General features: G+C 61.3%; 8 protein-coding genes. 3 read left to right on the top strand and 5 right to left on the bottom strand.

Translation table 11 applies throughout. The annotated features are described in order from the left end of the window. The first annotated feature begins 21 nt into the window (after positions 1-21). The 3 genes from DK459_RS05555 to DK459_RS05545 are packed head-to-tail and all read left to right on the top strand — an operon-like array spanning position 22 to position 5,314. Complete coding sequence (locus DK459_RS05555; protein ID WP_054436557.1) at positions 22-1,944, top strand: IucA/IucC family siderophore biosynthesis protein; 1,923 nt, start codon at positions 22-24, stop codon at positions 1,942-1,944. Next, complete coding sequence (locus DK459_RS05550) at positions 1,941-3,188, top strand: MFS transporter (protein WP_070541964.1); 1,248 nt, start codon at positions 1,941-1,943, stop codon at positions 3,186-3,188. Before DK459_RS05555 ends, DK459_RS05550 begins: the two co-directional genes overlap by 4 nt. After that, positions 3,185-5,314, top strand: a complete 2,130-nt coding sequence (locus DK459_RS05545; RefSeq protein WP_070541961.1) for a TonB-dependent receptor — start codon at positions 3,185-3,187, stop codon at positions 5,312-5,314. The genes DK459_RS05550 and DK459_RS05545 overlap by 4 nt, the downstream gene beginning before the upstream one ends. Positions 5,315-5,635: 321 nt before the next feature. Here DK459_RS05545 and DK459_RS05540 read toward each other — a convergent pair whose 3' ends face one another. The 5 genes from DK459_RS05540 to DK459_RS05520 form a co-directional block, all read right to left on the bottom strand. Beyond that, complete coding sequence (locus DK459_RS05540; protein ID WP_060720358.1) at positions 5,636-7,405, bottom strand: hypothetical protein; 1,770 nt, start codon at positions 7,403-7,405, stop codon at positions 5,636-5,638. 47 nt (positions 7,406-7,452) lie between these two features. Beyond that, positions 7,453-8,754, bottom strand: a complete 1,302-nt coding sequence (locus DK459_RS05535; protein WP_081089550.1) for an ATP-binding protein — start codon at positions 8,752-8,754, stop codon at positions 7,453-7,455. Between the two features lie 101 nt (positions 8,755-8,855). Further along, positions 8,856-10,301, bottom strand: coding sequence for a hypothetical protein (locus DK459_RS05530; protein ID WP_060720359.1), 1,446 nt, complete (start codon positions 10,299-10,301; stop codon positions 8,856-8,858). A gap of 76 nt (positions 10,302-10,377) precedes the next feature. Continuing rightward, positions 10,378-11,796, bottom strand: coding sequence for a UvrD-helicase domain-containing protein (locus DK459_RS05525; protein ID WP_060720360.1), 1,419 nt, complete (start codon positions 11,794-11,796; stop codon positions 10,378-10,380). After that, on the bottom strand, positions 11,783-13,513 hold the full coding sequence (locus DK459_RS05520) for an ATP-dependent endonuclease (protein WP_060720361.1): 1,731 nt from the start codon (positions 13,511-13,513) through the stop codon (positions 11,783-11,785). Before DK459_RS05520 ends, DK459_RS05525 begins: the two co-directional genes overlap by 14 nt. Positions 13,514-13,621: the final 108 nt, after the last annotated feature.

The following is a 13,621-nucleotide window of genomic DNA, read 5'->3' as shown; positions in this document are numbered from 1 at the left end:
GGCACTTCAATGAGGCCGTGTATGGAGCTTTCCAGCAGCACCGGACGCCTGCATTCCGTATGGACGCAGGCGCTTCAGACCGAAGCGTTTCAGCGTAATGGCATCCATCAGGCCGACCTGATTGCCGTACTCCCCCGGGTTCGTGAACGTGCGTTTCAGCGTCTGATGCAAGCGTTGCTGCGAGAGAAGCTGATACCGCCTGGGCGCGTCCAACAAGCGCATGGGCGCAGCATCCTGCCGCTCGGCGACGAGGGCGCTTACCTCACCTTTGGGAGCCTGCGGCCGGGGCCCATGGCCAGTTGGTACCTCGCTGGTCCCGTGCTGCTTCACCGTTCTCCGAATCCTTCACGCGAACTGGAACTTCCCTCGGACTTGATCGAACAATTGGTTCCCTTGCTGGCCCCCATCCCCGGCGTCGAGGTGATCGAACAACTGAAACGCGAACTCGACGACAGCTTCCGCAACGACAGCCTGTGCCTGGCGTTTCATGACAATTGGAACGCGCGATTGTTGAAGCAGACTCGCGACGCGCACACCGACAACCTGTTGCAATGGTTGCGATCACCGGACGCGCCCCGCAATCCCACGCAACTGCTGGAACAGTGGGGAACCCTCGGCCATCCCTGGCACCCGGGCTACAAAGCCAAGCTCGGCATGGACACCCGGGAAGTCATTGGCTGCGCCCCGGAATTCGAAGCGCACGTGCGTCTTCCTCTTGTCGCGCTACACCGAGGGGTAGCGCATACCGAGTCGATGTCGGAGCCTGCCTATCCGGCTTGGTGGCGCGGGGCTTTTCCACACGAAGCGCGTACCTGGGATTCGGCGCTGCGTGCGCTGGGACGCGAGCCGGCAGACTTCCTACCCTTGCCGGTGCATCCCTTTCAGCTCTCGACCCTGCGGGAAGCATTCGCCGCCGAAATCGCACAGGGTCAGTTGATCCTGCCAGACGACACTGCGATCGCAGGCAGTCCCGGTATGTCCTTCCGTACGTTGTGGACTGAGGGCGCCGATCCGCGGCATATGCCAATGGTGAAGCTGCCCGTCGCGTTGCGCCTGACCAGTGTGCAACGTACGCTCTCTCCGCGATCGGCAAGGATGGGGCCTCGCATCAGCCGTTTGCTGGCGACCATCCGGCAACGCGAGCCGCAACTGGCCCACTCCTGGGACTTCGTTCCCGAGCGGCACGGCATTCATGTCTTGCTGGAACCGGCCAACGACGAGCGCGCGCGCCACCTCGGCGTTCTCTATCGGGACAATCCGACAAGTCGATTGCATTCAGGCCAGATGGCGATACCCGTCGGCAGCCTGTTCGTCGAAGACCACAACAACGAACCTTTGCTACGCCAATGGGTCGCGATCGCGCAGGGCGCAAGCGACCATCAGGCCGCACAGCGGTTCTTCCAGGACTATGTCGCCACGGCCCTGCCCGGCCTGCTCGACCTCTACCTGGTCTACGGCATCGCCTTCGAAGCCCATCAACAGAACAGCTTCATGGTCATGGATGACGCGGGCCAACCCTCCCGGCTGCTGATCCGCGACTTCGGCGATCTGCGCATCCACCGTCCCAGCCTGGTCCGGCAGGGTCTCACGCTGGAGATCCACGATCCCGCGCTGACGCTCTTTGACGACGCCGACTTCGTACGCGCCAAGCTGCTGCACGCCGGCTTCATGTGCCATCTCGGCGAACTGGCACTGCTGTGCCAGCGCCATTGGCCGGAACTGGATGAGCAAGCGCTCTGGTCCGCGCTCGCCCGGCAGGTCGCCGAACGCTTCGATCATGTCCGCCCACGGACGGAGCCTGAACGCTGGCAATCCGAACGCGCCGCGTTTCTCGAAAACCCCTGGCCCGCCAAGAGTTTCCTGCGCATGCGATTGGCCCAGACCCAGAACGACATCACCGGCCAAATGGACAACCCGCTACGCGTGTGGATCGGCAATGCATGAATTTCGACCGCCGACAGATCTTCCGGCTGGTGCTGATCCAGGCCTTTGCGATGGGCGCGATGGAAATGAGCGGCCCATTCTGGCCGCTACGCCTGCGGGCCTTGTTGCCTCCAGATCGACAAGATCAATTGTCCTGGCTGGCGGCGCTGATCTACATCGGGCCGGCATTAACGGCCATTATCGCCACGCCATTCTGGAGCGCGCTGGGCACGCGTCGCGGACACCGCCCCATGCTGATCCGGGCACTGCTGGCGCTTGGCGTCTGCCAGTGGCTCGCGGCCATTACCGCGAACGTCTGGCTGCTGATCGGCATCCGGGTGCTGCAAGGCGCCTTGGCTGGCTTCATCGCCGCGGCACAGGCTTACGCCACCACCGGTTCGTCCGGCGCGAATCGCGGGCAAATCCTCGCCCGCTTGCAATCGGCCACCGCCATCGGCTCCATGCTGGGCCCCGTATGCGGCGGCCTATTGATGGACCTCTACGGATTCGCCTGGCTCTGCCTCATCGCCGGGCTGATCTGCCTGGCCTGCGTGGTTCCCGTCCTGAGTCTGCCCAAGGACACGCCGGAACCCGCTGCACCAGTGGGCACCGGGACCACCAGACGCACCACCTCGCACACCTGGTTGCTGGCCCCACTGGTGGTGATCACCCTCGTCCAGGCAGCAAAGATGATGCCGCAGCCATTCTTCGCGCCGTATCTGAACGAAGTGCTGCACGCGCCCGCTTGGCTCAGCGGCGCAAGCTACGCCGCAAGCGCCTTGACGCTGGCCCTGTCCGCCCCATGGTGGGCACGCCTATGCACACCCCAGCCCGTCCAACGCGGCTGGCGATGCCTGGAAGTCGCCTCCTGGGCCAGCGCGCTCACGCTCTGCCTGATGGCGCTGGCTCACGACACCATCACGTTCATCGCCACACGCCTGCTGTGGGGCCTGTGGCAAGGCGCGCTCCTGCCTCTTGCCTACGTCCTGATCGGACATACCGCCCCCAACGCCTATCGCGCGATCGGCCTGGGCCTGGGCAACAGCGCCGCCAAAGCCGGAGCCCTTGCTGGGTTCGCCTTGGGTGCCGGCGCCATGTCATGGGCCAGCCTGCATTGGGGCTTTTGGCTGGTCGCGCCGCTCTATGTCGTCGCCGCGTTGAGCGTGCGCTTCCTGCGCCGACTACCCGGTTGCCAGCAGCCACTCCCGACTCCCCCTGACCCACCCGCCACGCCATCCTCCCCGCAAATCAAGGACCCACCATGAAATCCCCTATCGCCGGCATTGCGCCTGTCCGTGTCAATCGACTCCCGCTCCTGCTCGCCTCCGCCTCGATGTGGACCCTGGGTATCGGCCCGCTCCATGCCGAGGAAGCCACCACCCTCCCCACCGTCACGGTCACCGCCACACGCGGCGAAGCCAGCATTGCCAGCATCCCTGGCTCGGTGCAGGTCATCGAAGCCGAAGAAATAAAGCGTCAATCCGGCGCCGGCCGCAAGGTCGCCGACGTCCTTGCGACCCTGGTGCCTGGCCTGGCTCCCAGCAGCGGCACCATGACCAACTACGGCCAGAGCCTGCGCGGACGCAACGTCCTGGTCCTGATCGACGGCGTGCCGCAAAACGCCAGCCGCGACAACTACCGCCAGCTCAACAGCATCGCGCCCGAGAGCATCGAGCGCGTGGAAGTGGTCTCCGGTGCCAGCAGCCTCTATGGCGCCGGCGCCACCGGCGGCATGATCAACATCATCACCAAGCGCAACAAGGGCCAAGACCTGGCCTTCAACAGCCGAGTCGGCATCACCGCCGACAAGGACTTCCACGGCGACGGCATGGCCTACGAACTGTTCCAGAGCGCCACCGGGCGCAAGGGCGCATTCGACTGGTACCTGTCCGGAGACTTCGTCAAACGCGGCGGGCAATTCGATGCCCTGGGCCAACGCATCCCGCAGGACACCTCGCAGGGCAGCGAAATGGACACCCGCAACCATGACCTGACGGCGCGCTTCGGCTTCGACTTCACCCCAGACCGCCGCTTGACCCTGGGGCTGCAGGAGTTCCAGGATAAGCAGCGTTCCGATTACGGTTTCCAGGCGGTTGCTGGAGAAGCCCGCGCCGTATCCGGCCTGGATCTGGACGATCAACCCAAGACGCTCAATCGCGCCATCAACCTCAACTACACAGACCGCGCCTTCTTCGGCCAACGGCTGCAAGCCGAAAGCTACTGGCGCCACAACGAGGCGCTTTTCTATCCCGATCGCCCCAGAAAGAAAGCTGGCATCACCGCCACGGACAGCCGCGCGACGGTCTACGGACTGCGCCTTGCCATGGAAAGCCAGTTACCCAGCTTCAGCGGCATCCAGGGAACGCTGACCTACGGCGGCGACTACGAACGCGAGCAGTTGACCCAGGATGGCAGGCAATACACCGTGAAGGGACTGGTCTACACCCCCACTGGCCGCACGCTTGAACTGGGCCCCGACATGACCACCCAGACCCGCGCCCTCTTCCTGCAATCCGCCTGGGAATTGCAGGATTGGACCCTGCGCGCGGGCGTTCGTCGCCAGTGGATCGACAGCAACGTCAAGGACAGCGTCGCCTATGGCGACATCCAGGCCACCGGCGTGGGCAACATCCTGCCGGGCGGCAAGCTCAAGTACAACGCCACGCTCTACAACCTCGGGGTGGTCCGCCACCTGAGCGATGCGCAGGACGTGTTCGTCAACTTCAGCCAGGGCTTCACCCTGCCCGATATCCAGCGATTCCTGCGCGACGTGCGTAGCGACTACGACATCCAGCAGTTGAACTCGCAGGCGTTGAAGGTCGACAGCTATGAAATCGGTTGGCGCGGTGCGTGGGATGCCGTGCAGGCCAGCCTCACGGCCTATCGGAACAACTCGGATGTGACGCAGTTCTACGACGCGAAGGATCGTGTGCTGCGGCTAATCAACCAGAAGGAGCGCGTGAGCGGGGTCGAAGCGAGCCTGGACGTCAATGTCGCTCGCGCTTGGAAGGTGGGCGGCAGTTATGCGTATACCAAGGGTGCGACCAAGCAGAATGGAAGCTGGACGGCGCTGCCGGCGACCCGGATCGCGCCGCCGAAGTTCACGGCTTATGTCAGTTATGCGCCTGGGACGTATAGCGTGCGGTTGCAGGGCGTGCGCGTGGGCGGGTATGCTGCGGCGGCTCGGGATAAGAATGGGCGCGAGACCGTGGGGTATACGTTGCTGGATCTGTTGGCTTCGGTGGAGTTGCCCAAGGGGCGCGTGGATGTGGGAGTTTATAACCTGACGAATCGGGATTATTACTCGGTGTTCATGCAGGCGAATGCTCGGGCGCCTTGGCCGCGGGCTCAGGGGAGGACTGTGGCGGTGAGTTATAGCTTGGACTACTGACGGCCGGGTAGTCCTACTCGACATACGCCGTAAATGAAAAAGGCGCCGAAGCGCCTTTTTCATTTACCGTTCGCAAAGCGAAGCAGGATCACTCCCACTCGATCATCAACAGGTCTCGCAAACCCGCGTGGATAAAGAGATTAGCTGTGGTCGACACGAGGCCTTACCGTCGCCTTTACCGTCAGAAGCCGCCACCTTTTACTGACGCGGGAGATGGAGCGATTTGCGGGGCGACGACTCTAGCGACACCATCATCGATCACGTCATAAGAATACAGGAGGCAGCGAGCCCTGTCCCCTCTCCGGGCCTCGATCGGTTCCCCTACGCTGGCCTTATCAGCTTCTCGATCGCAGCGGCCACTGCCCCCAAAGCATTGATGACGCCGTCCAAGACGAAATCAAGTGCCCGTCCGTAGCCTGCGTTGACATTTGCTGTGTCGAAGCCAAGCCGCTGCAAGGTCGTCAGGCACTGCTCGACGGCCTCGTGCGCATCGGCGATTCTGAGATCATTGTTCAAAAACAAGGGTGCCATGGCTTCATTGCGGTCGTTCCAACCTTCCGGTTCTCTGCCAGAGGCAAAAGCATCGCTTGCCTCCTCGTGAGCATTTAGCCTTTCGATGACGTTCAGAAGTGCTTGCAACAACCGGAGGCTTCCTAGCTCCTTGACAGCCACCCGCGGGCACCCAGCTCGCTCCAACAATGACTTGAGGTAGCCGTTTGGAACGCGCTGCCACACCTCGTGCAATCCTTTGCAGCGAGCCAGGAACATCTGCTGCGTCATGTTCAACGGTGCAACCTGGGCCAACCTACTGAGCGCCGGATAGGCCAACCAACCATTGGCCGCCACCTCTGCACGATCAAAGCCAGTCAGTTCTACTGCCGACTTGTTCAGCCCCACGGTTGCGCCGAGTGCGGAAAGGCCGTCACCCAATCGTAGAAGCACATCGAGCAGCCGCTGCACTTTGGCGACCACATGCTCTTCATCCAGGTCCACGTGCGCCAAGTCGGACGGATCGACTGCAAATGATCGAGCGTGCACGATCTCGCGATCCGGCTTTGGCTTGTACAACTCACGCATCGGCACCTGGATCAAATTTCTTCCGATGCGACGGCACTCCGTAAAGGCCCACTGCCCTCTGTACGACGGACTGCAGTACCACTGCTCCCAAACAAAAGCTGGTGCCGAGTCGTAAAAAACGCTCTGTTCGTATTTCTGGAGAAACCGATCGTCGAGATAGACCAGATCGTGTCCCACTAGGGCGTCCGCACGCGCGTGGGTCATAGGCTGCGTGTCGCCAGGCCACTGAATGCCCTCCGCGGTTTGTTCTGGACAGAGTTCTGGCATGACCGCCTCGACCGATGCCCAGAGTTGGAGCAGAGGTCGGCCCTTATGTTCGCGAATGTCCAGTTCATACCAAGCCACCCCGTCGGTAGGCTTGCGGAACACATGAGGCTCTCCATCCATGATTGCGCGGATTTCCGGCACATCTGGAAGCAGGACAGAGTAATAGAAGACTCTCACACCTCGAGCCCCACGTAGCCAGAGGTAGCGACGGAGGTATTCGTTCGACATGCGCCAACTGACCGCTCTCTTCAAGCTCCAGTGGTATTCACTGGACACCTCGCCCTCGGCTACCCCGAACTCTGGAAGTTCCAAGTCATCGTAGACCAGACGTTGTTGATCGTTCCCGACGCAGCGGGGTGTCAGTCCAAGCGTCATCCAGACCTTTTCGGCCAGATTGAAGGTGTAGAACGAGCCATCACCCCACGCCGCGACAATGTAGTCATGTCCCGATATAGAAGGACAAAAATTGGCCGAACAACCTCGCTCGTCGCCGACAGGAACAGAATATTCCACCACACCACCGCGCGTTTCAGACAGCACTTCCATCGGGCCATCATCCAGCCCGGGAACCACGGCCATCAGCAAATGAAAGTGCTCGGCCTGCTCCCCATGCGGATCGCATTCTTGCTTTGAGGCCACCTCAACGAATTGGCTTGGCGACAAGCCTACAGGCTCCAGTAGCTCGCGTAACCTTGACGGAATAACGTGGGCCGGGATTGGAAATGCTGCCAGATAATCGAACGGCATAATTGATCTCGTGAGAACTCAATAGTGGTCAAGTTTTAGGCACTAACTCAAAGCCCTGGATCTACACCTAGCCGTTGAATCAGTTCCTGCTGCAGTTCTAAGGCAGAAAGCTTTCGCTTGCCGGCATCGGTCTTGACATACACCTCCTGGCCACCCGTCGCAAAAAGCAACGTACGCCTGACCGACGGCACTCGGACTTCCACGACATACAAATTGTCAATCACAATAGAGCCGTCACTCACAGGGTGAAGATCGATGCGATAGGCGGTCGGGGCAATGGGCGGGACGATCTGGTGCAGCCGCTCCGTGACAATACGCCGAAGCTCATCGCATTCCTGTGGCCGAAGTTCAACACCGACGATGGATCGATCTGTATCACGAATGCCCCAGAAAATCGCTCCCTCTTGGGGAAGCCCAGCATTCAGGAAGGCTACGGCGTACTGATCCACGACTCCCTTGATCGCGCCAACGGCGTTGCCGCCTTTAACCTCCTTAAACTCACAGGTCCGATTTTCCTGAGTCGGATATTGCGCGCCTCTGATCCATTTTGACCAACGAGATCGCTGAAAGTTGGGCTTTCGCGCTTCGTACCACGAGTTGAATGCTGCGAGAGACGTACCGGTCGGTGTCGTGGACATCTTCAGCAGGGACCCTGGACCCACCTCAACGTCATCGCGATGCGGACAAATCAAAAACACTTGCGAATCGTGCGCAATTTCGCCAAGAAGCAGGAGCAGAAACTGATGTTCGTCTTGTGGCCAATGCCAGAACACCTCATCAACTATAAGGGGGAGCTTAAAGTGGGAACGTCGACGCGCCACGATCTGCGCGATTAGCTCCACTGCCAAACGTTGAGCCCCAGACCCGATATAGCTAGCGTCGTTCCCTCTCCGCTTCAGCTCTATCCATCCTGGATGGTTCGTAAGCTCTCTTGGAAGCAGGGCTCCCACCTCGTCGAAATCAAGAGTCTCATGGTCGGTCTCGCGCACATGACCGATCATGAGACGCTGGCCTTCGGAATCGGCCATCGTCGCCAGCGTCTGGAGTGCTAACGCTCCTGTCGCTTTCGACACCTCCGGCTTGCCCCGAGAGGACTCTGTGACGCGAAGACTGACCGTTTCTCTGACATCCCCCTCCCCTAAGGTGAGCGCTACCGTAGAAGGTCCCACGCCGCCCGCAGTCAGCGACAATGCTGGCCTCCCAACAATAGCGGCCACCATCGCCCCCGCCATCTGCGTCTTGCCCGATGCATTATTTCCGATGACCCAATTTATCGCGTTCGGCTCAAAATCGAATTGGGCATCGGAAAACGGCCCAAAGTTTCTAAGCCTGATTTGCGTGAAGTACATGAGGTCCTTGATGCCTATGGAATGACCGTTGGCGTAGCAGCACACCAATTTTTGCAGAGGCTAATGCGTGCTCTTGTACCCGCCACCATAAGAGCATCAGGTCAAGCGCTGGCTTTACGCGCTGCCAGTTTTGCTTCAAGCAGACGATAGGCCCTCTTCTCATCAAGCGTCAGAAGGTTCGGCTCGTTCTGCAAGAGGTCAGCCAGCACCGGCGTTACAACATCGAACAGCGCCGACAGCAGCGCTTCGCCGACTGCGCGCGGCTCTGCCAAGTCTTCCAGTAGTCCGGACATTTCGCCGTGGGCGAGCTTGTTGCGGCCTTCTCGATAGACCTTGTGGACGGCGGCATCTACCGTGAGCGTGCCCTCAGGCGCGGCCTCCCCCTCAGGCTTGAGCGCCGTCTCGGCGAAGGCGGTCATGTCCTTGGCGCTCCCCCCAGCGCCGGAAAGTCCGTCGGCAGCGCAGCCGTAGTCCACAACGGCCATGAAGTCGGAAGCCTCGCGACGAGCTTCACCGATCCAGTACAGCGCATTGGCCCAGCGTTCGACGAGATGCAGCGCATGTCCGCTTCGCCGTCCATCGACGTAGTGCTGCAAGATGGACCCCGCGGCATCCAGGAAGGATTGCTCGCCCGCCATCTTGGCAGCCAACGCACCAGGGGGACCACCAAGGCCAGGCATCTGTACGCTCGACCCATGCAAAATCCGGCCGTCCAGCGTGGTCGCAAACCGGTCCTCTGCAAAAAGATGCTGCCGGCCGGCTTTCGTAAATCGTCGCGCATCCTCGACTTGGAACCTCAGTCCGATTGCGTCAATCGCAAGTCCCACCACCACCGACGCTTTGAAATGGGACCGCGCATGCTCATGCCCTTCCATCCGAATGGTCGCTACCCAGCTGTAATGGCGCAGCGTACGCAGAACGTCCAACGCATGCGACGCACAGCGGCCACCCTCGACGGCAGCTGATCGAGCGGTCAACTCCTCCATGTTCAGTTCACCGACTTCGACCTGGCGGATTAGCTCGCGAACCTCCGAGTCCTTGACAAAAGAACCGAGCCATTCTGCTCTCGGCAGGAATCGCACCGGCCCCACGGCGAATGCCGACACGGCCTGATCCGAATGAAACAGATGACAAGGGATATGCCGGTCGACGTCAGGACTCGCGCTAGCTGCCAGCTGCTGCAAGCGCGCTTGGTAGTCGTCGGCGAGCACCCCGTAAAAATCGTCACTGAGCAGCACGTCACGCTCATTCTGGCCGTTCGGTACTGTTGGAAGGCGCGATTGGCAGTCGCGAAGCGTGTCCCCGATAGCCTGGAACGAGAGCTTCATGAAGGCCTCCCGATCAATCGTCTGGCGCAGGGCTTCCCGTGATTTCCAGCTTTGCTGTGACAGCAAGTAAGCTGCGTCCACGCCGGCTTGCGTGACCCGATACTGACCGCCTTGCGACACCGGAATGGCAAGCGGAACCAAGGGGTTCGCGCTGAGGGCATGCCACTGTGCAAAAGTCATCGCCTTCGCCGTGATCACGTCCCCGATGATGGTCTCCATGAGCTTCCCAGAGGGCGTCTCTTTTGCACCGCCCGAGCTTGCAAACTTGTTCTCTCTTGCCATTTTCCCCTCTCACTTAACCCAATATGGGGCTGGCGCTACACACGACCAGCCTCATTGATCCGCGGGTCATGGCCACATATAAGTGCTGTGCGCTCATGCCCTCTGTATTCAGCACCACCGACACCTCTGCCTCCAGCCCTTTGAGCAGCAGCGTGCTGCCGACCGCACGCTTGGGCAACGGGCGGCCCAACAATCGGTTCTCTTCGCGCACACGCCTGGCAGCTTCCGCAAGCGGGACGTTTCCTGCCGAGGCTCCACGCAGCGCCTTGAGCACGCCGTAAAGAATGGCGGGCCGATGCACGCGCACATTCGGCATTTCACGCAGCTCTGACAGCAGGGTTGCTGCTGCGACGATAGACGGGGCGCGCTGGAACGCCAAGGCACTGCTCTCCGCTGCAGTCGGCGGATTCCTTGCGGTTCCGCGGACCAACGACTCCAGACGCCGTGTCAGCTCTGCGACACCCACGTTGGTCATGACGCTTTGCGCCAGCGCCAGCAACTGCCCCATGGCCCCCGCAGACGCAACATCGAAACTGTTGCCGAAGGCGATGAGGTCTTGCAAATCGACTGCCTCAACGGTCGAGGCCCCGGGCGTCTGGCTTGCAAAGTTCTGCTGGATCGAACGATTACGGCTGTCCGCGATGATCAGCACCCGCCCGTCGGCGGTCGGCGGCAGCGTCCGCGCGGCAGCCAGTCGCTGGGGGTGGTCGTTGGGCGGGACGGTCTGAACCCACGTCACATGTGCTGGTGGTCCGGTGCGCAAATCTACCGACTGACCAGCCACCAGCAGGCGGCGAGCCTCTAGCAGCCATTGTCCGAGTGCTTCCGCACCGGCATTGCGCCACCGCCACGGCGTGGCCAGCTCCGCAACGACTGGGAAATGCGCGCACACTTGCTGCTCCCAGTTGGCCAAGGCGTTGCCACCGAATCCGAAGATGCCCTGCATAGGATCGCCAAGCACACAGGTCGGCAGGAGCAGCGAGAGAAAGTAGACAAGATAGTGCTGAGGCACCGAACAGTCCTGGTACTCGTCAACAATGACTTGCACATAGGACGCTTTCAGTACCTCGCTGACGTGCCCCGCCTGCAACAGCTTCCAAGCGGATTCTCGGATCGCCGGGTAGTCCCGCGCAGGCGTGGCGAGCCGCAGGATTTCCGGGACATGACCGCTGCGCTCCGGAAAGCTCGCAATCAACCGAATGGCCCAACCGTCGATGGTGCTCAATCGATAAGCACTGTGCGGCACGCCGGCACGGTCCAGCCGGCCACGAAGTGCCGCCACGCCAGCGTTCGTGTGCGTGAGCACGAGAATGGGTTTGCGACCTCCATGAGCGGCCAAGGCGTGGGCAATCAACTGCGTCTTGCCGCACCCGGCCGGTGCCGTAACCGTGCCGCGGGCAATCGCGCGCAGGTCGATTTCAGCGGGGTCCATGGGCCGCCCACGCAGACACCTGGTCCACCAGTGCTTTGAAGCCCGGATCGCATAGCGGCAAGTCCGGCGCCACGATGGTCCTTGCTACGTCCTCCATCCAGGAGATGGACTTGAACCAACCGGCCTTGCGGATACGCGCCGCCTGCCCCAGCAAGGCTCGGCTTGGCACTGACAGCGCCCGCGTGTTCTCGATTTCGTCCCAGACGGCCTGAGCGGTCAGAGTGTTGTTCGAGACTGTGCGTAGGTGTTCGTGGATCAAGTCGCCATGCAGTTCGTATGCGTAGCTGATCAGTTTTTGACAAGCCGCCGGCGTAAGGCTACCAAACAGTTCGTCCTCCAAGGCGCGGCCAGCGCGGTAGGCGACGACCGCGCCACCGGCCTGCAGAAATGCCTGTTCGATGGCAGGCGTGGGCTTCTTGTCGTCATCCCGCACCACCATCACCCTGTAGCCTAATGACTGGAAGGCCGCAGCGCGAGCATAGGGGCGGTCGGGCTCACCACCACCACAATCGACCATGGCAATGCCCTGTGCTGCGAGGGACACGCCGCCGTGTTCGACTCGGTGCAAATCCAGGCCACGCAGGAGTCCGATCTCGCTGGCTCCTTCGCACACGATCACCGAGCCGGCCAGAAAGGCCTCAGGATAGAGACGAATGGTGCTTTGGGTATCGTTATCGGTGCCCACCATACGGGCCTCATGGCCGTGGAGACTACGGCGCAGCACGAAGAGCTGGCCGCCCGACAACTCCCTGAGCGCTACTGGCGAATGCGTGGTGAGAAACGCCTGCAGCGGGGCCGGTTCCTTCGCTCCGAGAGAGCCGAGAAACCGAGCAATGCGGTGCGGCTCAAGGCCGTACTCCAGTTCGTCCGAAAGGACGATTGATGCTTGGCTGGCAGCCTTACGCTGCAGACCAGCGACTAACAGGCGTGCGGACCCGACGCCAAGACTGCGAAGCGGGATGCCACCCTCGTTGTGCAGAGAGATGGCCCCGCCTCCGAACGACACGGAATGCGAGTCGAGCAGTGCCCTCGCCTTCTCGCCAATGTAGACGCCGAGTTCCTGAGCGGTCGCAGCGACGATCCCCAGCGCTTCTCCCAATTGCTGCTCAGCCTGATCGCCAAAGCCGCCACGCGCATCCCGTGCTGCCTTCACGAGGGCTGCCGAAGCATCAGCGCGTTCCTCCGAGATGCGGTTCAGTACCGAGCCCCGCTGCCAAGCCAAGTTGTAGTCAGCGAGCGCACCGATCCGCGTCGGCGCCAGGGCCAGGCGATCCTTCCATGCGAGCGTCTTCACCAGACCTTGCTGGGATGCGCGATCAGAGACGAGGGTCCAGGACGGTTCCAGGTCACTGGCGACGGTCAGATTCAAGCAGAGAACCACTTCTGCGCCGGCGGAGGGCTCGTCTTCGACGATGCCCGTGGCGGCGTGATAACCGCGCAGAAACGCACCGAAGCTTTCCAGCGAACTCATGCTGTCGTCCAGCGCGCCGAGCGTCAGCGTGATGCTGACTGGAGCGGTGATGTCCATGCCAAAGAAGTCAGCGTCGGAAATCTGGACATTGCGCCTAGCGCCCAAGCACAGATCGATCGCATCCAACACCGTGGATTTTCCGCTATCGCCGGGGCCGATCAGACAATTGATGCCAGGGGATGGACACCACACCAATTGCTTGATGCCACGGAAGTTGGCGATTTCGATCTTTCTTATTCGTGCCATTGAGTGCCCCTGTAATGTTGTGCGGCCGGGTCCGCTTTAGAAATCCCTGGTGCAGAAGCAAATTGCGAGGTGTGTGATTCTTTGCGCCGCCTGGATTCTTCCGCAGGA

The organism is Achromobacter sp. RW408, assembly GCF_003184165.1.
Taxonomy (GTDB): Bacteria; Pseudomonadota; Gammaproteobacteria; order Burkholderiales; family Burkholderiaceae_B; genus Achromobacter; species Achromobacter xylosoxidans.
The sequence above is the reverse complement of the archived record's forward strand: the minus strand, read 5'-3'. Positions and strand labels throughout refer to the sequence as shown.